At 32.9% G+C, this 25,012-nt stretch carries 22 protein-coding genes; 5 read left to right on the forward strand and 17 right to left on the reverse strand.

Annotated elements, in window-relative coordinates:
• Positions 1–2 precede the first annotated feature (2 nt).
• On the reverse strand, positions 3–3,215 hold the full coding sequence (locus ACFQ4X_RS14325; protein WP_379836209.1) for a TcaA NTF2-like domain-containing protein: 3,213 nt from the start codon (positions 3,213–3,215) through the stop codon (positions 3–5).
• A gap of 176 nt (positions 3,216–3,391) precedes the next feature.
• Here ACFQ4X_RS14325 and ACFQ4X_RS14330 point away from each other — a divergent pair, with 176 nt between their 5' ends.
• On the forward strand, positions 3,392–3,892 hold the full coding sequence (locus tag ACFQ4X_RS14330) for a hypothetical protein (RefSeq protein ID WP_379836211.1): 501 nt from the start codon (positions 3,392–3,394) through the stop codon (positions 3,890–3,892).
• A 25-nt stretch (positions 3,893–3,917) separates the two neighbouring features.
• Here ACFQ4X_RS14330 and ACFQ4X_RS14335 read toward each other — a convergent pair whose 3' ends face one another.
• Positions 3,918–5,069, reverse strand: coding sequence for a stalk domain-containing protein (locus ACFQ4X_RS14335; RefSeq protein ID WP_379836213.1), 1,152 nt, complete (start codon positions 5,067–5,069; stop codon positions 3,918–3,920).
• Positions 5,070–5,405: 336 nt separating this feature from the next.
• Here ACFQ4X_RS14335 and ACFQ4X_RS14340 point away from each other — a divergent pair, with 336 nt between their 5' ends.
• Both ACFQ4X_RS14340 and ACFQ4X_RS14345 read left to right on the forward strand, forming a co-directional pair.
• Entirely contained in the window at positions 5,406–7,088 is a 1,683-nt protein-coding gene (locus ACFQ4X_RS14340) for a bifunctional metallophosphatase/5'-nucleotidase (protein ID WP_379836215.1), read from the forward strand.
• Positions 7,089–7,344: 256 nt separating this feature from the next.
• Positions 7,345–8,103 carry an acyltransferase gene (locus ACFQ4X_RS14345; protein WP_379836217.1) on the forward strand — a complete coding sequence of 253 codons (759 nt, stop codon included), beginning with the start codon at positions 7,345–7,347 and terminating at the stop codon, positions 8,101–8,103.
• A 55-nt stretch (positions 8,104–8,158) separates the two neighbouring features.
• Here ACFQ4X_RS14345 and galE read toward each other — a convergent pair whose 3' ends face one another.
• From galE to ACFQ4X_RS14420, 15 genes are all read right to left on the reverse strand, one after another.
• Positions 8,159–9,187: a UDP-glucose 4-epimerase GalE gene (gene galE / locus ACFQ4X_RS14350; RefSeq protein ID WP_379836219.1), complete on the reverse strand. Its 1,029-nt coding sequence runs from the start codon at positions 9,185–9,187 to the stop codon at positions 8,159–8,161.
• Between the two features lie 23 nt (positions 9,188–9,210).
• Positions 9,211–10,311: a glycosyltransferase family 4 protein gene (locus ACFQ4X_RS14355; RefSeq protein WP_379836221.1), complete on the reverse strand. Its 1,101-nt coding sequence runs from the start codon at positions 10,309–10,311 to the stop codon at positions 9,211–9,213.
• Positions 10,312–11,629: 1,318 nt separating this feature from the next.
• A complete protein-coding gene (locus tag ACFQ4X_RS14360) occupies positions 11,630–12,751 on the reverse strand; it encodes a glycosyltransferase family 4 protein (protein ID WP_379836223.1) in 1,122 nt (373 codons plus the stop codon).
• Between the two features lie 17 nt (positions 12,752–12,768).
• Positions 12,769–13,956 (reverse strand): hypothetical protein, encoded by a 1,188-nt coding sequence (locus ACFQ4X_RS14365; RefSeq protein ID WP_379836225.1) that lies wholly within the window; start codon positions 13,954–13,956, stop codon positions 12,769–12,771.
• Positions 13,949–15,244, reverse strand: coding sequence for an O-antigen translocase (locus ACFQ4X_RS14370; RefSeq protein WP_379836227.1), 1,296 nt, complete (start codon positions 15,242–15,244; stop codon positions 13,949–13,951). Before ACFQ4X_RS14370 ends, ACFQ4X_RS14365 begins: the two co-directional genes overlap by 8 nt.
• A gap of 9 nt (positions 15,245–15,253) precedes the next feature.
• Complete coding sequence (locus ACFQ4X_RS14375; protein ID WP_379836229.1) at positions 15,254–16,348, reverse strand: DegT/DnrJ/EryC1/StrS family aminotransferase; 1,095 nt, start codon at positions 16,346–16,348, stop codon at positions 15,254–15,256.
• 25 nt (positions 16,349–16,373) lie between these two features.
• Complete coding sequence (locus tag ACFQ4X_RS14380; RefSeq protein ID WP_379836231.1) at positions 16,374–16,928, reverse strand: acyltransferase; 555 nt, start codon at positions 16,926–16,928, stop codon at positions 16,374–16,376.
• Positions 16,929–17,324, reverse strand: coding sequence for a sugar 3,4-ketoisomerase (locus ACFQ4X_RS14385; protein WP_379836233.1), 396 nt, complete (start codon positions 17,322–17,324; stop codon positions 16,929–16,931). It lies immediately after the preceding gene.
• Positions 17,314–18,348 carry a dTDP-glucose 4,6-dehydratase gene (gene rfbB / locus ACFQ4X_RS14390; RefSeq protein ID WP_379836235.1) on the reverse strand — a complete coding sequence of 345 codons (1,035 nt, stop codon included), beginning with the start codon at positions 18,346–18,348 and terminating at the stop codon, positions 17,314–17,316. Before rfbB ends, ACFQ4X_RS14385 begins: the two co-directional genes overlap by 11 nt.
• Positions 18,348–19,253, reverse strand: coding sequence for a glucose-1-phosphate thymidylyltransferase RfbA (rfbA, locus tag ACFQ4X_RS14395; protein ID WP_379836237.1), 906 nt, complete (start codon positions 19,251–19,253; stop codon positions 18,348–18,350). Before rfbA ends, rfbB begins: the two co-directional genes overlap by 1 nt.
• 70 nt (positions 19,254–19,323) lie before the next feature.
• Positions 19,324–19,980 (reverse strand): exopolysaccharide biosynthesis polyprenyl glycosylphosphotransferase, encoded by a 657-nt coding sequence (locus ACFQ4X_RS14400; protein ID WP_379836239.1) that lies wholly within the window; start codon positions 19,978–19,980, stop codon positions 19,324–19,326.
• Positions 19,981–20,023: 43 nt separating this feature from the next.
• Positions 20,024–20,914 (reverse strand): UTP--glucose-1-phosphate uridylyltransferase GalU, encoded by an 891-nt coding sequence (galU, locus tag ACFQ4X_RS14405; RefSeq protein ID WP_379836241.1) that lies wholly within the window; start codon positions 20,912–20,914, stop codon positions 20,024–20,026.
• Between the two features lie 18 nt (positions 20,915–20,932).
• On the reverse strand, positions 20,933–21,700 hold the full coding sequence (locus ACFQ4X_RS14410) for a tyrosine-protein phosphatase (protein WP_379836243.1): 768 nt from the start codon (positions 21,698–21,700) through the stop codon (positions 20,933–20,935).
• Between the two features lie 142 nt (positions 21,701–21,842).
• Complete coding sequence (locus ACFQ4X_RS14415) at positions 21,843–22,544, reverse strand: CpsD/CapB family tyrosine-protein kinase (RefSeq protein ID WP_379836245.1); 702 nt, start codon at positions 22,542–22,544, stop codon at positions 21,843–21,845.
• Positions 22,534–23,280 (reverse strand): YveK family protein, encoded by a 747-nt coding sequence (locus tag ACFQ4X_RS14420; RefSeq protein WP_379836247.1) that lies wholly within the window; start codon positions 23,278–23,280, stop codon positions 22,534–22,536. Before ACFQ4X_RS14420 ends, ACFQ4X_RS14415 begins: the two co-directional genes overlap by 11 nt.
• Before the next feature lie 237 nt (positions 23,281–23,517).
• Between ACFQ4X_RS14420 and ACFQ4X_RS14425 the strand changes: the two genes are divergently transcribed.
• Together ACFQ4X_RS14425 and ACFQ4X_RS14430 are read left to right on the forward strand one after the other, a co-directional pair.
• Positions 23,518–24,414, forward strand: coding sequence for an LCP family protein (locus ACFQ4X_RS14425; RefSeq protein WP_379836249.1), 897 nt, complete (start codon positions 23,518–23,520; stop codon positions 24,412–24,414).
• Positions 24,415–24,670: 256 nt separating this feature from the next.
• Positions 24,671–24,973 carry a hypothetical protein gene (locus tag ACFQ4X_RS14430; protein WP_379836251.1) on the forward strand — a complete coding sequence of 101 codons (303 nt, stop codon included), beginning with the start codon at positions 24,671–24,673 and terminating at the stop codon, positions 24,971–24,973.
• Positions 24,974–25,012 lie beyond the last annotated feature (39 nt).

Consider the following 25,012-nt stretch of genomic DNA (forward strand, 5'->3'; position numbering starts at 1 on the left):
TTTTATTCTCCCTCAGTAATATCTATTTCTTCTAATACAGTTAGGTCTTGTATGCTCTCTATAAGGAGCTTACCTTCATTGGTTACTTTCAGAAGATATTCCACGCTTACTTTCTTTCGATCTCCTGAACCGTCACGGTAACGATATTCATCTTCTACATAAAAGTTTACAAGATAGTGGTTGGAATCAGCTTTTTCAATTGTCTGTACTTCTTGATAAAGATTCTTCATTTTCATTTGTTTTTCTATTGCATTACTAATGTAACCTTCTGTTTGATCATATTCAGTTCCGTTACGATCATAATAAGGAGCTAAAACATTAAACCCTGACCCATTAAAAGCTACTTCTAACCTATAGTAATGATTTTGTATAAATTCATTTACATCTTCTTCTGTTACCAATTCTGTAGTCGATTCTATAATTGATTCTGTTTCTTTAGATAAATCCTTAATTTGTTCAATAGCTATCTCATTTGGTGAGATTGCGCTTAAAGTATATTCTTTTGTTTTAACATATTTTGTTTTGTTACTTTGTGCATCTGAAAAAACAAAAACTTCATTTGTTGAAGCAACATACGTCTTCGGACCTGTCTTCTCAATCCCAGTTACATTGAATTGCTCAAACATAAAGGTGTAACCCTTTCCACTAATGGAATTTATATAGTTATACAACTCTTCTCGAGCCGTACCTGTAGGACTGAAATAGGAAGATATCAGGTCAAAGTTTTCATTATTGAGAGCAGTCATATAATCATTTCTAAATAATTGAAGAGTATCTTCTATCAACCCATCCTCAACATCAATAGAGATTGCTTCTTCTTCAGTAACACTAAAAGAAACATCCTCAATCATTAATTCATCTAATCCTATCAAGTTTATCGTATAAATTACTTTATAAATCCGGTCCGTTTGTTCTAATTGAAAATTCTCAGTTGCTGTAACAAGAGCCGTGTAGTCATCGACGTATTTAATATTAAAAATGCTAAATGAATAATTTTCTGCAGCTGCTGTTCCGTCGTAAAATAACTCAAAATTTGCCCATGCTTGCTCAGAAAAAACTCCTTCGCTTGGAAGAACCTTCAAATCATACAAATCACTATGTACTGTATTTAGGAATTCCTTCAAATCTTGTTGCTCAATTGGTGTTACCGCTGAATTCGCATCATCTAAACTTTCAATCTCTTCTTCCTCATACTCATCATTTACAGTGCTAACGGCATTTTCCTCGTAATCTGCATCTGCATTTTCAGTAGAAACACCACCCTGAACGGTAAGAAAAATACTTAAGCCAATTAGAGCTGAAGCACTTAAAACAAAAATCTTTTCATTCTTACTGAATTTTGTATGTGTAACAACTGGATGTTTTAAAGGATTCAAACTTTTCAATGATACTATGTGAAACGCCTTAGATGGTAAGAATGGATTGATTTCTTTGTTTACAATCCTATCTCCATGTATTTGTTTCTCGTTTAAGGAGGTTAAATATGAAACATTCTCTATCCCATCAAACTTTGTAAACATGGCGTAAATGTTTTGAGCGATGTATAGACATTCCTTGTAAGAATCTAGCTCAACGATATCCTCTTGTTTTGTAATGAGATTTGAAAGAACTTCTTTAACAAAGAAGTGAATAGTGCGATGAAACTTTGTTATTTCTTCTAATTGCTTCTCGTCCAGTTCACCATACTTCTTAGTTAAATACTGATAATGAGTTTTATAACGATTGACGATTTCTTTCTCTTTAAAGATAAGATTATTGGTTTCTTCTGTTATAAATTCTCCAAAAGATTCGTCTAGTTTATTAAAGGAGTCTAGCAACTTAGTATGTAACTTTTTCAAACCCGTTTCTCTATTATGTAAGTATTGAATATCAATATTTAGATCAATTTGCTTTCTTTCATATTTTTTATGTCTTAAGTGCTTAAAGAACCTTATATTTTGTAATATTTGCCACTCATAGTCCAGTTCTTCTCTTTTTTCCTTTAAATTCAAATACTCTTCTTTGTATTCAACTGTTTTTTGATCAATTGATCGAATCACACCTGGAATCGTATTTTGAATAAGAGAAACAGTCTCAGATTGATTGAAGAATGCTACTGATTCTAAAGGTTCTACTTTTAAAAGGATGTTTTGTGCTACTTCCAAACTCCTTTTTGGTTCTTTTATTTCAGGCGGCAATATTTTCTCTAACTCGCGATTTTGTTTATAGATTGTCTCTAATTCTTTAATGGTCTTTTCTTTTTCTATTACCAAAGAAGGAAGTTCGGTTTGAAAATTTTTAATAAGCTCAAGTGAATCAGAAATTTTTAATTCTGACCACAATCTCATAAACTCTATATCCATCTCTTTCAAAGGCTGTACTAATTTTGATAATGCTCTTTCAGCTTTTATTTTTACTCTTTTTTCTCTTAATTCTTGAAACAATTCATCTATTTTGAACCAGTCGCTCCAGTCCAGCAACTCTTTGTCATTATTAAGCTTTCCTTCCAGCGCTTCTTTAGCTGATACACCGATCAGGTCAGTAATCTTAATTTGATTACTAAGCCTTTGCCTATTATCTTCATAATAATCTTCAATATCTTGCTCATCGTTATGGGAATCAATCGCATTTATGATAGCAATAGGTTCAATATTTAATGCATTTAATTTTCCAAGCCATTGGTATGAAGTAGCAGTGCCTACTTCACGATAATGAAATAACCACAAAACAACATCTGCTCTACCTAAAAAATCCTCCGTAATTTCGGTGTGATGAAAGTGATTGGCATTTAGACCTGGAGAATCGACAATTGTAAAGTATTTTAAAAGGTCGTTTGGAAACTGTATTTCTACGTAATTAAGTTTTTTCCTTATAAATTCAAATTTCCCGTGTTCCTCTGTTGTCAGCTGACTAAGCCATTGTCGATCAAATTCTTTTATCGTTTTGTCTTTAAAATGAGCTATGACTTTTTCATGCGTATTATAAGTTAACTTTGTGATAACAGCAGTGGCTGGTATCACATCTACAGCTACAACACGTTCACCGAGAAGTGCGTTAATAAATGTAGATTTACCGGCATTAAATTCACCGGCGATCATAACCGTTAATTCATCTTGTAAATCTTCTTTTATGTTTGTTAGTTCTTGTATATAAGGCTTAAGGTTTTCTTGTTCCTCTAGAAGGGATAGAGTTAACCAATTTTCTATTCCCTCTGTTATGCGACTTGTCCAGTTCATGTTCATCACCTAATCATGTATTATCCATATTTATTTATCGGTAAATTTCCAGTTTTTATAATATGCAAAACAGTTTTAATATGTATTTCTTCATAGGTCTTTTATATCAATACTGATAACTTTTTCTGGAATAGGACATTTCCTCCCTTGAATACCCTATTCGAGGGAGGTGGCTAATGAAAAAATACATCGTTGCTGGTTTTCTATTAATGCTTTTCCTTCTTTCCGGATGTGGCGATCCTGTGCAGGATGATCTACTGGATTACGTAAACGAAAAGATGCCTTCACTTGGTAAGGAAGAGATGAAAATCGTGGGAAAATATGATGATGTGACCGGACCAAACTATACCGATGATCAATCCTTGTACGATGCCCTAAAGGCAGAGATTATTCCTGAGTACAATGAGTTTATTAAAGATTTAGAAGCGGTGGAAATTGAAACCGATGAGCTACGAAATATTCATGAAGATTACATTGAAGCTACCAATATCCAGGCAAGTGCCTTCCTGTTAATTGTTTCGGCGATTGAGAATCAAGACAGCACCATGATTAACGAGGCGAATGAAAAGCTAAACACCGCTCGTAAAATGATGCGTGAATATCAGAATGACGTAAAAAAACTCGCAAAGGAACATGATGTTAAGTTAGAAAAGAATAAAGATGAAAAGCCCCTTTAATATCAGGGGCTTTTGTGATCTATTATTAATACGCACAATCCTCAATCAACTGAACAACCTCTTCCCCGCTCATACCTTGAGGAATATTGATGCGGTCTAGCTCGAATTGTGGGGACTGCTTATAAACATGTCCTTTCTTTACCGTAAACGCCATTTTAAAGCCTACTTCTTTTGCAATCTTTAAAGTTGATCCGCTATAAGAACCATAAGGATAGGCTAGAGCGAGGCTGGTCTTTCCTAAATTCCTTCGGATCAGATCCCGGGATGTTATCAAGTCTTTTCTCACTCTATTTTTAAATTGAATATGTGTTTCTCCATTCATTGGTGAGCTCAAAGCTGCATGTTTACCCACTTTATAGTGAGAATAATTGGTGTGGCTTTGTATATCAACAAAACCGCTCTTTTCCATTTCTCTTGCCTGTACCCAGTTAAAATGAGGATTCAGCAAAGTTGTATTTCCAACATCTTGCGTGACGATGAATATCGTTGCTTTCATTTTCAATTCTTTTAAGACAGGAAAAGCGTATTGATAGTTGCTTAAGTAGCCATCGTCGAGTGTGATTAATACAGGGTTTTCCGGAAGGCTAGCGGTTCCTTCTTTATAAGCCATTAAATCACTGACACTTATCGTTGAAAATCCATTCTTTTTTAAATACTGAAGATGCTCTTTAAATTCACTCGGTTTAATTGTGGTGTTCCCATCCACTATCTTTTCTGAGAAATGGTGATACATTAATACAGGAATACTAGTTTCCGTATTGATTGAGACGATATACGTCTGATTATTCCAACCCACTTTTGCATCAAGAGCTTCACTAATAAAACGGACCGGAACCATGGTGCGCTCTTTTACTAATAAAGGGGCTACATCGATTGTTATAGACTTACCGTTCTTCACGACTTGCTTGTTACCGATATTCATAGATACATAGTTTACACCGTTATTGATCTTGATGTTTCCATTGTTATATTCTATTTTTGCTTCACCTATTACTTCTGATACTTTTCGAATCGGTATCATCGTTCTCCCGTTAATTATCGTAGGTGACACATCTTTAAATATAACTTTCTGTCCATTCACAAATACTTCAGGTGCTTTCTCTTTTCCAGCTGAAGCTGTAATAGTTGGGCAAAATAATAATACGGCACACAAAATCCCCCAAAGTAACTTCTTCAATCCCTTATCCCTCTCAGTTCATATTCGATATTAGGTATTTACTCATAACCTATTCTGTTATATCGGTATAAATACCTAATTGTTTTATATGAATTCCAAAAAATAAGGCATAAAGTATTATTAAAAAACAACTATTAAAACTGCTATATAGAAATAGCCTCGTTCCTATTGGGCGCGTCCACCGCGTCGAACTAGGAAAATATGTTGAGTTTGTAAAAAGTGTAAATATTACATAAGAATTAAATTTTTTGTTAATTTCGACATTTTTCGACTTGCCTTTAGATTATTACATGCTAAATTAATATCGTATGACAAAATTGAAGGGAATGTGATGGGATGGTTTTAACTAAAAAGTTTAAAAGTTTACTAGCTTCCACACTTGCCGTTGGATTAATTTCTTCCACAGTGGCAATGCCGGCTTTTGCAGAATCGAATAATACGGGGAAAAAGCCGAAAGATTCTACATTTAATTTATCGCTAATGCATACAAACGATACACATGCTCACCTAGATAACGTTGCACAGCGCATTACAGCGATCAAAGAAGTTCGCGCAGAAAAGCCGAGCGCTCTTCTACTTGATGCTGGAGATGTTTTCTCTGGAACGCTTTATTTCAACGAATTCCAAGGACAAGCTGATTTGGAGTTCATGAATCTAGCTGGCTATGACCTTATGACTTTCGGAAACCATGAGTTTGACCTTGGTTCCAGTGAAGAAGGACACCAAGCGCTAGCTAATTTTGTAAAGAATGCAGATTTTCCATTCGTAAGTACGAATGTTGATTTTTCTAAAGACCAAAACATGAAATCACTATTTAAAAATCAAGTAAAACACTCTCCAAAAGACAGCACGATCTACCCTTCTGTTGTTAAATGGGTAGACAAACAACGTGTTGGATTTATCGGACTTACAACTGAAGAAACAGTTGATATCTCCAGCCCTGAGAGTGTAGAATTCAAAAATTACATTAAAGAAGCTAGAAAAGCGGTTAAAGCACTAGAGCGCCGAGGCGTTAACAAAATTGTTGCCATCACACACCTTGGATATGACGATAACGCTGAATATGACAACGATCTTGAACTAGCAAAATACGTTGACGGACTTGATGTAATCGTTGGCGGACACAGCCATACAAAACTTACTGCGCCTGTAGTGATTACGAAGGACGAGCACGGAAAAGACAAAGATGCGACGGTTATCGTTCAAGCTTCTCAATATGGAGATTTCTTAGGAACTCTTGATGTTGAGTTTGATAAAAAAGGTAAAGTAGTTGGACAAACAGGAGCACTAATCGAAGTAAAAACAAAGACAGCTGATCCAGAAGCTGCTGAACTGTTGAAAAAGTACTCAGAAAAAATCGCAGAGGTTAAGAACAAACCTACTGGCGGTGTAGCTGAAAAAGAACTAGCTAACCCACGTTCAGAAGGTGACGAACCAAGCGTGCGCAGCAACGAAACAGAGCTTGGAAATCTGATCACTGACGGTATGCTTGATAAAGCAAGAGAGTTCAACACGAATGTTGCAATGGCGTTCCAAAACGGTGGTGGAATTCGTGCGCCAATCGATGCAGGTGAAATCACATATGGTGATGTGTTAACAACACTTCCGTTCGGAAATACACTTGCGACAATGAATTTAACAGGTGCTGAAATTAAAGCAGCTCTAGAGCACAGTGTGAAAAACGCTCCAAAAGAACATGGGGCATTCCTACATGTATCCGGTATGAAATTCACGTATGACAGCACAAAAGCTGCTGGAAGCCGTGTAGTAACTATGGAAGTAAAGAATGCTGACGGAAAATACACAGCAATCGATCTTGCAAAAGAATATGTAATCGCAACAAATGCCTTCACTGCTAAAGGTGGAGATAACTATGAAGTGTTCGCTAAGGCTTATAATGAAGGCCGCGTAACAGACCTAGGTGCTTCTGACTGGGAGAACCTTCGTGATTATGTAGCTGAATTGAAAACAGTAAATCCACAAATCGAAGGACGTATTGTGGATGTTTCTAAAAAATAAGTAAGTGATTAATGGGGCTGGCCCAAAAGTGTGAGAGCTTTTGGGTTGGCTCTTCTTTTATGGCTAGATGGTGTGGGTGGGATACCGTTTAAAAATTAAGAAAAGAAGTGGGTAATATTTATACAATAAAAGGTCACATCATGGATGTTGCAAGAACATGAACATTATCAGAATCTATCTTTAAAAAAATAAAAGGGAAATACATTATTATGTCGAAAAATGTAATAGTAAATTAAATTTCTAAAAGGAGGAACATATGAACATTGTATTGCAAGAAAAATATAAGGACGTAACAATATATGATGGAGCTAGAATTGGAAACAATGTTAAAATAGGCAGAGGTACTATAATATATCCAAATGCTTCAATTGGTGATAATAGCTTTATTGGACCCTATTGTACAATAGGTGAACCTACATCAACTTACTATAGCTCAGAAAATCATGATTTTAAATCAACAAAAATTGGAGCAAACTCAATTATTCGCTCGTATTCTATAATTTATGAAAATGTAATTATTGGTAATGATTTTCAAACAGGTCACAGAGTAACTATTAGAGAAGAATCAACAATTGGACATAATTGTAGTTTAGGCACCTTATGTGATCTTCAAGGAAAATTAACGATTGGTAATTATGTTAGGTTACATTCCAATGTACATATTGGACAAATGTCAATAATAGAAGATTATGTGTGGATTTATCCATATGTAGTATTAACCAATGACCCCTATCCTCCAATGGGAAAATTAAAAGGAGTTACAATTAGAAAATATGCACAGGTTGCAACTTCATCTGTTATTCTACCAGGAGTAGAGATCGGTAAAAACTCTTTAATTGGCGCTTCTTCTCTTATTAGAAAGGATGTAGAGCCAGAAAGAGTGATTGTTGGAGTTCCAGGGAAAGACATTTGTTCTGTAAGAGATTTGAGGGATGATAATAATAACCAAATATATCCTTGGAAAGAATATTTAAAAGATTTTAGGGGTTACCCTTGGCAGATAACAAAGAAATAATATCCTAATAAATTAACAACTCTCTATAGTTGCACAGAGAGTTGTTTTAAAGTTATCAAACTAGTTTTAAATCTTTAGCATATCCGTTTGGATTTTTTGATTGCCATCTCCATGAATCCTTGCACATTTCGTCAATACCTCTCGTGGCAAACCAGTCTAATTGTTGTTTTGCTTTAGTTGGGTCAGCATAACACTCACCTATGTCTCCGGCTCTGCGTTCAACTATTTTATATGGTATGTTACCACCAAATGCCTTCTCAAAAGCAGAGACCATTTCTAAGACACTGTAGCCTTTCCCAGTACCTAAATTATAAGCTTCAACGCCAGGCTCTTGCATAACCTTTTCTAAAGCTTTTAGATGGCCAAGTGCAAGATCTACTACATGAATATAGTCTCTCACTCCTGTCCCATCACTTGTAGCATAGTCATTCCCAAACACCATTAGTTCATTTAATTTCCCCACACCAACTTGTGTAATATAAGGCATTAAATTATTTGGTATTCCGTTAGGATCCTCTCCAATTTCACCACTTTCATGTGCTCCAATTGGGTTAAAGTAACGTAACAGTGCAATGCTCCAATTAGGGTTGGATTTATACATATCCTTAAATATCTCTTCAGCCATTAGTTTTGTTCTTCCATATGGATTTGTTGCATAAAGAGTTGAGTCTTCTAAAATAGGGACAGTTTCAGGTACGCCATAAACTGTGGCAGAGGAACTAAAAACTATTCTATTAACATTAAATTCTTCCATCACTTCACATAATATAATGGTTCCTGTAATGTTATTATGATAATATTTTAAAGGAGCTTCTACTGATTCACCAACAGCCTTTAGACCAGCAAAATGGATTACTGCATCAATATTATTTTCTGAGAAAACCTCTCTAAGTGAGTCTTTATTTAAGATATCAATATTGTAAAAATTAAAATCTTTACCGGTAATATTTTTAATTCTTTTTAAAGATTCAGGTTTACTGTTTGAAAAATTATCAACAATCACTATTTTATATCCTGCATTTAATAGTTCTACACAAGTATGAGAGCCTAGATAGCCGGCTCCCCCAGTAACTAAAATCGCCATAGAATCCTCCTGATAATATGTAATTATTTATATAAAATATTTGTATAAATCTCGTGAGTTTTGGTTAGCATATTTTGAAGAGAAAATTCTGTTGAATACTTTTGAAATCCAGCGTTCCCCATTTCTACACGCTTTTTTGGGTTTTTTATCAAGAAGTCAATATTCTCTGCTAAACCATTTGCATCTCTGTTTTTCACAAGTATCCCCGTAAGATTTTGCTCAATTAATTCACTTACTCCGCCAACGTCAGTAGCTATTACAGGTAATTTCTTTGACATAGCTTCAATAATACTTAAAGGAAGTCCTTCATAATTAGTAGAAAGGACGAAAATATCAGAACTATCCAACAATTCAGGTATATCTTTTCTCATACCTAAAAAGTGCACTTTATCAGTTAAGTTTAGTTCTCTAACATAAGACTGAGTTTCAGATAATAGCTCTCCTTCCCCAACCAATAAAACCTCATATTTACCCTCAACTTTACTTAATGCTTCTACAAGAGTTTTATAATCTTTTTGAGGTGAAAAACGTGCAACCATTATTATTTTTGGTACAATATTGTTTGGGCTTTTTTTCTTATGTGTAATTGACTTAATGTTTTCCACTCCATTATGTACAGTAATTAATCTCCCTTCAGGTGCAACATTATTTTTAATTGCTATTTGACGATCAAATTCTGAGACACATATTATTTTATCTGTAAAACCACCTACAAATCTCTCAACTAATATATAAATTCCTCTTTTAGAAGATGAAGTACCCTCAGTGAACGCCCAACCGTGAGCAGTGAAAATTATTGGTTTTCTCACCAGTCTTCCAGATATTCTTCCAATTAAACCCGCTTTTGATGAGTGTAGATGAATTAAATCAGGATTAATTCTTTTTATAAAACTTTTTAGTTTTATTATACTTATTACATCTTTTATAGGTCTTACTTCTCTAATTAAACTTTTTAAGATAATTACCCTAACATTTATTTTTTCCAGCCTCTCTTTTAATTCTCCATCTTCTCCAACAATAACTACAGGAACATGTTTTCTACTTTTTAAATCTTTTACTAATTCATATAAATGCGACTGCGCCCCTCCCCATTCAGATTTTGTAATAACAAACAATATTTTCATTTAAATCTCCTTTTTAAAAGTATTAGCCGAATTGATATATTTTGAGGTACTTCAATTTAATTATTTAATGTTGAGTTAATTTAATCTTTATTTCACTATTACCTTTATTAAATATTAATATGAAGAAGAGTATATAGTAATAATTAGGTGAATAGATAAAGTAATCAACTAAACTAATAAGCATGAAAATTATTAATATAACATAACCTTTACTAAGTGTTTCTTTAAATAACTTGTAAATAAATATAATAAAAAATATCATTCCTATAATTCCATAATTATAGAGAATAATTATTATAGCATTGCTGTAATTTGGAACAGAATACCCAATCTGATACAAATAGTTAGATGTTTGACCTATACCTACTCCTATTATTTTATATAAGATAGGTATTAGGTAATAGTATTCTAAATTTCCAGATAACCTTTCAGTACTATTTTCATTGATATTCTCTATCTTTTTCAAACTGTTGTCTAAAATCCAATTTAAGTCTAAAAGGTTCATTAGAAAAAACGAACAAATTATTAAAGCTATAAAAATAAACATTACCTTTATTTTCGACTTAAGCTTCATTGTAAAAGAAGTTATAAAAAAAAGAATAATCAAGCCACCAATTATCCCAAGACTTGAAGTAGAAAGTATTAAACTTACCAATGCAAATACCGCTACAAAGTGTTTTTTGTGAATAAATAGTAATGCTATAATCGGGAGAATATATATACTGTAATAAGATGGTTCAGAGAAAAAGGAATTTGCCCTTAGGTACTCTGTAGAATTAGACCAACTATAACCCGGTGCTAAATTCAAAAATAATTGACCATTGTAAGGAACTTTGCCTAGATTCATGAATAATACTTGATATATTAGGAAAGTTGACACGACTATTGTAAACAGTATCGATACAAAAATAAATTCATTTCGGCTGAAGAATTGAACTAATTGCATAATGCAAAATGTGCTGATAATTACAAATATCATTGATTTTAGTGCACTAATTTGAAGGTTAACATCCCCCTGAAGTAGTATTGAAATTAACGATAAACAAATATGACTTAATACTATAAATGAAATCGTTTTGTTAATTATGAATGATTTTTTATAGATTATACAAATGAAAGTGGCTATTAATAATAATAATAACCCCATAGAAATTGAGCTAAAAATTGAGTAAGCAGATAATATTGGGTATAACAGTATAACAAATGCTACAAATAGGCTTATACCCCTTACATTAGATTCATTGAGTTTAAATGCCATCCTTTATATTCTCAACCTTTCAAAATTTATATCAAAGTTGATTAGATCTTTAAAATTCTTTTAAAACGAATTATATAAAGTTATTAATTTTCTTTTCATAACGTCCCATCCATAAGTAGTCAAATATCCTTGTCTTGAATTTTCACTTAGAAAATCATATCTCTCGTTATTTGTAAGAGTCTCCAAAGCACTTTTTATTTGTGCTTTATTACCGTAATCAACAATAACCCCATTGTTTAATTTTTCAACAATACTATCCATGCCTGTATCTTTGCAAACTATAATTGGTTTCCCCAACATCATTGCTTCAAAGAGTTTATTTGCACTAGAATACTTATGGTTAGGGATTTCAGGATCGTAAGTAGCAAAAAGAACATCTCCTTGATTACTAATTTCAAGAGATTGTTTATATGAAACCCTACCATGATATTTAATATTTTGATGTTTGTCTGCTTTTTCTTTTATTAATTTTTCATCTCCGCCAAATCCCGCTATATGCATTTTCCAGTTAGGGGAATTAGAAATGACTTCCATCATTTCTAGAATTCCACGTTCTTTCTGAAGGAGTCCCACATATGAAACCGTTAGTTCTCCTTTAATTTCCTCCTCCATACCATTAATTAACTTTGCCATGCCCTTTGTTTCTTCAGGACTATTATAAATTACAGTAGTACTTTTTGGCTTAGAACCTTTAATTTGATTGTATCTTGAATCATCACAAATAATTAATGCGTCAGCTTGATTAATCATCAAATAATCGATTTTTTTTATGAACGATTTAACAATTGAAGGAGTACTTCTTAACATATCAGAATAAAAATCAAAGATATCATAAACAACTTTGGTCTTTCTTATTTTTGATACAAATATTGCTGGAATAATTGTATCAAAATCACAACTATGAATTATATCTACCTTATTCTTTAGCAAATATTTAAATAAACCTAATTGCCATTTTAATAGATGTGGTAAATTTTTTAACCCTGTTCCAAAATTTGCAGGAATAAATAGTCTTTGTATATTCCCATAATCAGTCTCTTCGTATTTTGATAATGAGCATGTTCTATCCCATCCTAACATTGTCACTTCATACCCAGCTTCATGTAATGCACGGGCTTCCTTCTCTACTCGAGGGTCTGGTGCAATTGGGTTTGATCTTAAAAACAATACCTTTTTTTTCACATTTCTCGCTCCAATAACTAAAGTAATTTCTTTATAGAGTAATTATTTTCAGCTAATGCCTCGATTAGCATACTAATTATTTTATTTAAATTATGATTCTTGTTAACATATTTATATGAATGGTAAGCTAGATTTTCGTAATCTTCGTTTAAATCATTGATAATATTTTCCATGGTATGCTTATTAGGAAGCTTAGCTCTTACTTGATTCCCTACTGAATAACCTTTTCTTTCAAATATCCAACAGTATTTATAATCAGATGGGAAAGGTTTGAGCGAGAAATCTAGAGAAACAACTGGGGTCATTGTTTGTCCGATTTCTAATGCTGAAGTGCCCATTGCAAATGCTAAATCTACTTTTTCTGCTATTAATTCCTTTGCTTCTTCGTTACCAAGTGTGCCTAAAAATTTTATAGTAAACGATATATTTTTTGAGGCGAATTTTTCCACATCAGATAGATGTTCTCCATCACCTATCACTAAGAACTCTATTAAATCAGTTACTTTTCCTTCTTTATATAAAGTATTTATATCTTTTAGTACTTTCATTAAAGCTTCTACTTTTTCTCCTCCCAATCTACCATACCAGGCTAAAGTGATTTTTTTATTTTTATAGGTCTTAGGAGATTTATCTTGAATAGGTTCTTCTATGGGTATTGGAATATATTTAGGATCGAATTTTAACCTGAAAATCTCTTGATTCTTTAGATAGTTAGGATAGTCCATAAAGAATATCCCATTACTATCGTGTAATTCATTTAATATTTTTTTTATTTTTAAGGATTTTACAGGTCGTACACAAAAAAAATATTTTTCATATTCATTTAATTTAAATAGACTAGAAAATCTATGGAATCCTCTAATCCCAGAAACCACATTGTGTGGTGCGATTGACCAAAAGAAACAATTGATCCTTTTATTGTTGCTAACAGAAAATAATTCTTTCATCTTATTTAGAAATAATGGAGGTAGTATTAAGTGTGTATTAAAAGTAAACTCTACTTTTTCACCCTCAAAATAGTCTATAACTGTTACATCCTTAATAACATTTTTTCTTAGAAAACCATCTTTATAGTCTACGATAAAAACTTTGTATCCAAGTTCAGATAACTTATTTGCCAGACGAATAAAAAGATATTCAGCACCACCAACAACTCTACTCGGATAAAAGAAAGTAATATTCTCGATTTTATTTAAACTATTCATAATCCCCCTCCATTTTCTTATTTTTGTTTATTAAACAATTTTTTTTTCCTATTAAAACTTCAGAAAACATATAAATCATTAAAAGTAAATAAAGTAAATAGTTAAGAGCATATGCTTGAGTAACACCTATTAAGCCATTTGTTTTAGTAAGTATAATGGTAAGCAGATAGAAAGATAGCGAAAAGACCAATTCTGTAATAATAAAACTCTTTGTCATTGCTTTTGCAATCATTAAAAAAGCAAGCGTCCAACTAATCATTTTGAAGACATCACCTAATAACTGATAAAAAAATAAAGATCTCATTTCATAAAATTCTGGTGTAAAAAGAAGCCATATAATAAAATCCCTACATAAATAAACTAAAAGAGTACTACTAATCACAAATGGTATAATAATTTTATATCCAGACATAATCTCATTTCTTAATTCAATTCTTGACTTTAATTCAGAAAGTTTCGGAAGATAATATGTTGAAAATGCAGTGGTTAATACCATTAAATACATCTCAGAAACTTTCCAAATGCCTTGCCAAATACCTGCTTTTCGAATAGAAAATTCGTCGATTATATAGTCCCTTATTAATATTTGTGTTAATGATACAGAAATAATTGAGACAATTGTCATTAATGAAAATGCAAACATTCTCCTATATATATTTGTATTAACACTAAATTTAAATTTATATTTAAAGTCTTTTAGTTTTGTAATAGCGACTAATGACACCAATAAGATAATTACTTGAGCTAAAATTGTAGCAGAAAAAGCACCGAATAACTTAAATTTAATAGTCAATGTCGAAGATAATATAAGAGCTACAAAGCTACTAATAATATTTACTAATACAAATTGTTTTATTTGTTTCAATCCATTTAGTAGGGCCAGAAAAAAAGTATTAAGACTTATAAAGACTAATGTTACTCCTAAGAGTTTAAATATATTTCTGTATTTATCACTTTGTAAAACTATATCTGAAATCCTCTCACTAAAAAGAAAAACAAAGAAACCTGTTATCAAAGAGAAGCAAATAATAATTATAATTGAAGCACTAATAACTTGATTCCTTTTATTTAGGTTTTCATTATACTCAGCCACATACTTTGTTACTCCGGTATTAATTGCACCGTTACCTAAATTGGTAATTATACCGAAGATGTTTAGAAATTGTCCTAATAAAGCAATACCTGAAGGGCCAACGTATATTGCCACGATTTTGTTAATTACCAAACCTGACATCAATCTAATAATTGTGGATATAGCTGTTAAAAAACTAGTTTTCAAAAAATTCATTTTATCTAATTAAAAAACCTTAAACTCATTTATCAAACTTACTACTCTTTTTGCTTCTTTCATTGAAAGAACTGATGAGATAGGCAAACTAATTACTTCTTCATGAATCAATTCAGTTATTGGGAATTTAAGGCTATTATATTCAATATATGCTTGTTGATGATGGGGAGCAATTGGATAGTGAATAACAGTTTGAACACCTTTTCTCTCCAAATATTGTTTTAAACTCTTTCTATTTTTTGTTCTTATTACAAATAGGTGCCAAACATGTTCATTATTACCATCTGTTTTAGGAAGCAACACTTCAGGATTTGATATATTGCTTAAATAATAGTTAGCAATCTCTCTACGGTTAGTATTTTCACTATTTAAATAATTCAACTTTACTCTAAGAACTGCTGCCTGGAGTTCATCTAATCTACTATTAACCCCTTTAAACAAATTCTCATACTTTTTGTGAGAGCCATAGTTTCTTAAAGCCTTCAGCCTATCAGCTAATTTGTCATCATTCGTTGTGATAGCTCCTCCATCACCTAGTGCTCCTAAATTCTTGCCAGGATAAAAACTAAAACCAGAAGCATGACCAAGGCTCCCAACTTTTTTCCCTTTATAAAGAGCTCCATGTGCTTGAGCTGCATCTTCAATTACTTTTAGATTATACTTTTGAGCAATTTCATTTATTGAATCCATGTCAGCTGATTGTCCATATAAATGAACAGCTAGAATTGCTTTTGTTTTATTTGTGATTTTTTCTTCTATAAGATTAGAATCTATATTATAAGTATTGATATTTGGTTCTACCAATACTGGGGTAGCTTCATTCGCTGAAATAGCTAAAATTGATGCAATGTAAGTATTAGCTGGAACTATTACTTCATCCCCTTGACCGATGTCAAACGCTTTTATTATTAAGCTTAATGCATCCAGTCCATTAGCAACACCGATACAGTGTTTAACTCCACAGTAATCCGCAAACTCCCTCTCAAATGAACTAACCTCTTCCCCTAATATATACCATCCACTATTAAGAACTTTAGCCATTGCTTGTTTAATTTCATTTTCATATTGTTTATTTATAGCTTTTAGATCCAAGAAAGATATCAAAATAGTGCACCTCTTGTTTACAAATTTAATTTTCTTCGATATTGTTAAACTCATTTAATACAAATTGTTTAGTGCAATTAGGGCATGTTAGATTTTCAGTAAGTTTTTGTCCACAATTACAAATATATGATTTAAAATTACATGGATTTCCAAACCATAAAGTATTATTAGGAATATTTTTAGTTACTACAGAGCCTGCTCCTACCATTGCATATTTCCCTATCTTATTTCCAGCAATAATTGTTGCATTCGCACCAATTGATGCACCTTTTTCAATTACTGTTTCAATAAACTTTTCGGGATATTGTTTTGATCTAGGTACTAAGTCATTTGTGAAAGTAACATTAGGACCTATAAAAACATCGTCATTAATTCTTACCCCATCCCAAATATATACTCCTGATTTAATGGTCACTCTGTCACCAATTACCACATCATTCTCAATAAATGTGTGATCATTAACATTGCAGTCTTGACCTATCATTGCTTCAGGTAGTATATGTGAAAAAGCCCAAACTTTTGTATTTTCACCAATCTTAGATGTTTCTACGATTGCATGTTGGTGAATAAAAGCTTTCATTTATATCAATACCTCCATGAATTCTTCATAATTTCTAATGTAATCTTCTTCCTTATAATGATCGTTTGCTAATACCACTAAAGTACAATCATGAGAAAAATCATACATTTCATGCCAAATCATGACATCAATGAGCACTCCTTGATTTGGTCTTTTTAATACAACTTCAACTTTTTCTTTCCCATCATCTAAAAGAACCTTACAAGACCCTTTCAGGCAAACCATCACTTGTTTAAGTTCTTTATGAGCATGAAATCCTCTTGCTTTGTTTCTAGCTAGGTCATACATGTAATAAACTCTTTTAATATTAAAAGGTATATTTTTCATAGATTCTAGTGAAATTAGAGATCCTCTTTCATCTCCAATTACAGAAAAATCATACTGATTAACTTTCATTAGAGGACTCCTTACCTATATATTTTTTTATATACCATTCAACTGTCTTAATTATTCCACTTTCAAAAGTTTCTTCCGCTATCCACCCTAGCCTGCTTTCAAGCTTTGAGGCGTCGATTGCATATCTATAATCATGACCTGGTCTGTCCTGAACGTATTTAATTTGTTTCCTATAAGATTGCTCTTTCGGCAATTCTTTGTCCAACAGATCACAGATAAGATCAGCTATTTGAATGTTCGTTTTTTCATTTTTACCACCAACTAAATACACTTCACTTTTTTCTCCTTGGTGAAAGACCAAATCTACTGCTTTACAGTGGTCCAATACAAATAACCAATCTCGAATGTTCATACCATTTCCATAAATGGGTAAATATTCTCCTTGAATCGCTTTTCTTATTAAAGTAGGAATTAATTTTTCATCATGCTGCTTTGGACCATAATTATTTGAACAATTTGTTGTTACCACATTCATCCCATAAGTATGATAATAACTTCTTACCAAAAGATCAGAGCTAGCTTTACTTGCACTATATGGGCTATTGGGCTCGTATTTACTTTCTTCAGTAAAGTAACCTGTTTCTCCAAGTGAACCATAGACTTCGTCTGTTGAAACATGATGGAAGCGAGAACCTTTAAACTCATTTTTATATTTAAAAGGACTTTCCATCCAATAATTTCTTGCGGTATCTAATAAATTTAAAGTCCCCATTATGTTGGTTTGAGCGAAAGCAGTTGGATTCTTTATTGAGTTGTCTACATGAGACTCTGCAGCAAAGTGAATTACATCTGTTATCTTATATTTTTTAAAAATAGTTTGTACAAGATCTATATTTGTAATATCTCCCTGTTCAAGTACATAGTTATCTAACACGTTAACTTCTTTTATATTTTCTAAATCAGCTGCATAAGTTAGACTATCCATGTTAACAATTTGATAGTTAGGATATTTATTCATAAAGTAAGGTATAAAGTTAGAACCTATAAATCCGGCTCCTCCTGTTACTAAGATAGTTTTTGACATTAAAGTACACCTTCCAAATTCCAAGAAATTGATTCCTTATTCTCAGACGCTATATCTAATAAATAGCTTCCATAATCGGTTTTCAATAGTGGTTGAGCTAGTTCAATTAACTCATACTTATTGATGTACCCCATTCTGAATGCAATTTCCTCTAGACAAGCTACTTTAAATCCTTGTCTTTTTTCAACAGTTTCAATAAAATGAGATGCTTCAAGTAATGAATTATGAGTGCCTGTATCCAACCAAGCAAATCCTCTTCCTAACAACTCTACTTTTAAATTATTTTTCTTTAAATAAGCTTTATTTATATCGGTAATTTCCAACTCTCCACGTGGAGAAGGTTGAATATTTTTTGCGATATCTACAACAGTATTGTCATAGAAATATAAGCCTGTCACAGCAAATTCTGACTTAGGCTTTAAAGGTTTCTCCTCTATAGAAACTGCGTTATTATCTTTGTCGAATTCTACTACTCCAAACCTTTCAGGATCCTTTACTCTATAGCCAAAAATAGTTGCTCCATTATCTCTTATTGCTGATTTTTGAAGAATTGATGTAAATCCTGGCCCAAAGAATATGTTATCTCCTAATATTAGAGCTACGCTATCTTGTCCTATAAAGCTTTCTCCAATAATAAATGCTTCTGCTAGACCTTTTGGTTCTTGTTGTACTTCATAGCATAAAGAAATACCTAACTCCTTTCCATCTCCCAATAATTGTTCAAATCTTGGTAAGTCTTCTGGAGTAGATATTATTAGTATTTCTTTTATCCCCGCCAACATTAGAACAGAGAGTGGATAATAAATCATGGGCTTGTCATAGATAGGTAATAACTGCTTTGATGTCACTTTTGTAATAGGATATAATCTGGTTCCACTTCCACCAGCTAAAATTATTCCTTTCATATAAGTTAACTCCTAACTTAAACTTTTAAATTTATTCTTTAATAAAAAATTAAGAAAAAATAGAATACTCTTATCTAGCTCCATTGCCAGTTATACATACCCTTACAGTTTTAATAAATATTTCAATTTCTAGCCAAAAGCTTAAATTTTTTATATAAAATTGATCAAGTTCTAGCTTTTCTTTCGCATTAATGTCATATCCACCATTCACTTGTGCCCATCCAGTAATACCAGGTTTTACTTGTAACCTATTAATAAATCCAGGTATTTCTTCATTAAATTGATATGTAAAAATTGCTCTTTCCGGTCTTGGACCAATTAAACTCATTTCACCTAGGAGGACATTTATTAATTGGGGTAGTTCATCAATTCTTGTTTTTCTAATAAACAATCCAACTTTTGTAACTCTTGGATCATTTTTTTTTGCCCATTGTGCTCCATTTAGCTCCGCATCAACTGTCATTGATCTAAGTTTTATAACTTTAAAATACCTACCCCTATAACCAACTCTTTCTTGAGTATAAATAGCCGGGCCAGGACTTTCTATTTTGATTAATATGGCTATAAGGAAAAGAATGGGGAACATTAGAACAATACCTATAGAAGAAAGAACTATGTCTATAACCCTTTTCAACGCCATAAAATATTTTATTTTGTCTGTAGTATAGCTCTCTAAAGCAACTGCATGTTCCCTGAAATAATTTTTTTCCATATTTCCTAAATTCATTCTTTTATATCCTCCAGTTATTTTATCTTATTTATTAGGAAAGTTATTTAATCAATTCAGTTTTATTTCTTTTTACTATCCCCTCTAATTCTTTAATAATTGAATTTGCTAACTCTTTATCTCTCAATGCAAATTCTAATGTAGTAAGAATAAATCCTAGTTTTTCACCAACATCATATCGTTTGCCTTCAAAATCATAAGCAAAGACTCTTTGGTAGTTGTTCAATTTCTGAATGGCATCCGTTAACTGAATCTCGCCGCCAGCACCAGTTTCTTGCTCGTCTAAGTATGTGAAGATTTCAGGAGTTAAGATGTAGCGACCCATAATTGCTAAATTCGATGGTGCTGTACCTTGTTTTGGCTTCTCCACAAAGTTTTTTACACCGTATAGGTTATTAAAAGAACTTGATGGTTCAATAATTCCATATCGATGAGTCTGATCTACTGGCACCTGTTGAACTCCAATAATAGAAGCAGTTGTTTCCTCATACTTTTCTATAAGCTGTTTTAAACAAGGTTTTTCAGCTTGTACGATGTCATCCCCTAGGAGTACGGCAAAAGGTTCATCTCCAATAAATTTTTTCGCGCAATTTACGGCATGACCCAAACCTTTTGGTTCTTTCTGACGAATATAATGTATATCAGCTAAGTTTGAGGACTGTTTGACTTTCTCTAATAGGTCGAACTTCCCTTTTTCAAACAGTTTCTGCTCGAGCTCGAAGGCATAATCGAAATGATCTTCAATCGCTCGTTTCCCTTTACCTGTCACAATAATGATGTCTTCGATGCCCGATTCGATGGCTTCTTCAACGATGTACTGGATTGTTGGTTTGTCCACAATCGGCAGCATCTCTTTAGGCATGGCTTTTGTTGCCGGCAGAAATCGGGTCCCTAATCCTGCTGCCGGTATAATGGCTTTTCTTACTTTTTTCATTATTAAGGTTGTCCCCCTTTAAAAAATCCCTAAGAACTTTTTCTTTCTAATATGATGTGGTTGTTCTATTAAAATGCTTTCACCCTTCATTACAAGGTGTGCATTTTCTTGAAGATAGTATCTAGTATCAATTCCATACATTTTTTGTATAGTTTCATATGCTCTTGTTAGGTGAAAACCACGGCTCGTTGTGTTATGTGCATCTGATGCAATGAAGTGGGCCATTTTGGATTTTATTAAATCATGGGAAAAATTCATTATTTTTCTTCCGAAGTTACCGATTACTGAATTTGCAGTTACTTGCGCTAAAGCGCCTTCACTAATGAAATTATGTAACAAGTCAGGTTTTTCTAAGAGTTCACTGTTGCGTTCCGGATGAACAATAATAGGTTGGTAGTTTCTGAGACTAAGTTCATAGAGAATTTCAGCGGCATAATTCGGAACATTGCTAGAGGGAAATTCAATTAACAAATATTTCAACTCATGGTGTAATGGAAGCAAAACACCCCGATCAAGATCTTCAATTAGTTCTTTGTACAGCCTGATCTCTTGGCCGGGTAAGATAATTAATGGGATTTCTCTGCTTTTTAATTCTTTGTTAAGCAGAGCGACATGTTTAATGGTTGTATCCTTTTCATTTTCATATCTTCCATTTCGGTGATGAGGAGTTGCAAAAAGATGAGTGATTCCTTCTCTAACAGCTTCTTCCGCCATATCCACTGCATCTTGTAATGTTTGAGCCCCATCATCAATTCCCGGCAAAATGTGACTATGTATGTCTATCATAGAAGTAATCCACCTTTTAAAGGACTATAGAACTAGTGCTTTTATACACTAGTTCTATTTTCTTACTTTTGGAAATCTATCGTTATATTACCATAGATACATAATTTTACAACGTCAAAGATTGTCGAATTTTGTAAAGCTATTAATTTGCTCCGTAATAATAGTAATAATTGTCGTTCGAGATATCTTTTGCATTTAGCACAGTTCCGATTACCTTCGCTTTCGCATGTAATAATAAGTCTCTTGCTTTAACCGCAGCTTCAACTTCTGTCTTACCAGAGGAAACAACGAGGATAACGCCATCTACTTTACTAGATAACAACTGACCGTCTGTTACAGCAAGTACTGGCGGTGTATCGAACAGAATATAGTCATAAAACCCTTGTGCTTCTTCTATCAAATTATCCATAGACTTTGAATTTATTAATTCAGATGGATTAGGCGGCACTGGGCCACTCGGTAACACATCTAAATCAGGAATTTTCGTCTTAACAACTGTATCTTTTAATGGCATTTGACGAGTAAGCACGTTTGTAACACCGTAAATATTACTTACCTTAAACGTGTAATGTACGGTTGGTTTACGAAGATCTCCATCAATGAGAAGCACTCGTTTCCCTTGCTGCGCGAGAACAACCGCTAAGTTCGCTGCAGTTGTAGATTTCCCTTCCCCTGGACCAGATGAAGTAACCATAAGCGTTTTAAACTCTTTATCTACAGAAGCAAATTGGATATTGGTACGAATAGTTCTGTATTGTTCTGAAATAGGCGATTTTGGATTATTATGCGCAATCAAACTTCTTTGGGTTAAATCTGAAATGGTTTTTCTGAATTTACGACTCAAGGGTTCCACTTCCCATCTTCTTAGCTGCTAACTTTTTTGAGTTAGGTGCTTTCTCATCTTCTACCGATATCTTTGGAATTGCTCCGAGTACTGGTAGTTGAAGAATATTTTGAATGTCTTCTTCTGTCTTAATCGTGTTATCCAAGTACTCTAATAAGAAAGCTAGACATACTCCTGCCATTAAACCTAAAACTAATGCAATTGCCATGTTTAGCAATGGCTTCGGATTAACAGGAGTTGGGTTATCTTTTAATATAGCTGGCGAAAGAATTTTAACGTTATCAACATTCATTATTTCTGGAATTTCATCACTAAATGTCTTTCCAATCGCATTTGCAATTTTCACCGCTTGGGCTGGATCTTCATTTTCAACAGTCAAATTGAAAACTTGAGCATTTTGCTCACTGTTTACAGTAATCGTTTCTGTTAATTGTTCTGTAGTTTGGTTTAAATCTAATTCTTTAACTACTTTATCTAAAATTGTAGGACTCTTAATAATGACACTATATGTGTTAATCATTTCTATGTTTGTACGAACTTGATTTGGATCAAGGACAGGCTGTTCACTAGATTTTTGATTAACCAGGATTTGTGTTGACGCTTGATAAACCGGTGTGAGTATAAAATAAGATATAATGCCACTGACAGCTACCGCTATAATAGCGATTAATGCGATTAATGACAGCCGTTTTTTAAGTGTAACGGCAATGTCTTTTAACGAAATCGTTTCTTCCATAATGCCTCCACGTGATAATTGATTATTTATTGAATCCGTTGTATTATAACACAATTATTTGTAAATTAAGGTACCATTTTATATTTTTATGTAAAAATTGGTCGTAATTTAACATTATTGTAACATATCTTTTTCAATATGTAATATGTTTATTAAATTAAAATATTCAATGAACCCCATGCATGATATACTTCGGATAGAGATTTTATTCTAACTTAGAAAGAAGCGATAGTATAAATGAAGAAGTTTTTTATTGTCCTTGGAATTATTGTTGGACTAGGTGTGGTTGGGGTTGGCGGATATGCCTATTACCTTTACGATACCGCGAAGGATGCTGTCACCGAAATGCACGAGAAAGTGCAAACCGATAAACCAAAACCTGTGATTACAGGTAAAGAAGAAGATTTAAAACCTATTTCTATTATGTTATTAGGTGTGGATGAACGTGAGGGAGATAGTGGCCGCTCGGATACTATAATTATTGTAGCAGTTGATCCTAAAGACGATAGAATGTTAATGTTCAGTATCCCACGTGATACACGTACTGAAATTATCGGTAAGGGAACAGATGATAAAATCAACCATGCCTATGCATTCGGTGGTACACAGATGTCGATGGACACTGTAGAGAATTTCCTTGATACACCTATTGATTACTATGTAAAAGTTAATATGGAATCTTTTAAAGATATAGTTGACGCGGTTGGCGGTGTAGAAGTAAATAATTCCAGAGCCTTTTCTGATGGCGGTTTTACTTTTCCGAAAGGAAATCAGGAACTAAATGGTGAAGAAGCATTAGCCTACTCAAGAATGAGATATCAAGACCCAAAAGGTGATTTAGGTCGTAACGATCGTCAACGCCAGGTAATTACATCTATTATTGACAAAGGTGCTCGTGTTTCTTCTATTACTAAATTTGATAACATTCTTGATATTTTAAGTGATAACGTCAAAACGAACATGACATTCCAGGAAATGAAAGATATACAGAAGAATTACAAAGGCGCACGGCATACCATGCAGTCTACTGAAATAAAAAGTTCTGGTAAAATGATTGGCGGAACTTATTATGGAATCGTTGATGATACGGAGAAAGAGCGTATTCACAATTTATTGAATGAATATTTAAATTAATAGGAATTTAGAACCAGACCTTGCTAAGGTCTGGTTTTTTGTTATACTTTTTTAAAGTAATAACATAAAAACTCATTCTGTCTGAATTCTGTTGAATTATAAGGGATAAATTCAAATTAATGTAACGGAATATATTTTTCTGATATAATTGGCATTTTTGTAATATTTCGACAAAAATCCTTAATTTACACCCATTACCAATTAATCAGGCATATGATACTATGCAATTAGTAGGATAAATAAGGAGGTACCGTCTTTGTCTACAATTTCAGTTTTAATGGTTGAACCTACCAAACGCCCATCAATCGTATCAATTGATAACGACTTACAAGCCTTTGAAGATATAGTAAATGGACCACTCGATATGCAGCCATTTTACCGATCACCTTATAAAATTGTTTGTAATGTTGATAACGGATATGATCTTGCATACGGAAAGAAAAAACCAAATGATAGTTTTTTCATCGTTAAGCACGATGGCCAGTTTCAAGGTATCGATCGAGCAGAAGCAGAAGAAGTCCGTGATTTTCTAAAAGAAAAAATGAAAAAGTGGAAGTAATGGAGGTCAGCAATTAGGTTGCTGGCTTTTGTTTTGGCC

Origin of the sequence: Fictibacillus halophilus (genome assembly GCF_042680145.1) — a bacterium.
Classification (GTDB): Bacteria; Bacillota; Bacilli; order Bacillales; family Fictibacillaceae; genus Fictibacillus; species Fictibacillus halophilus_A.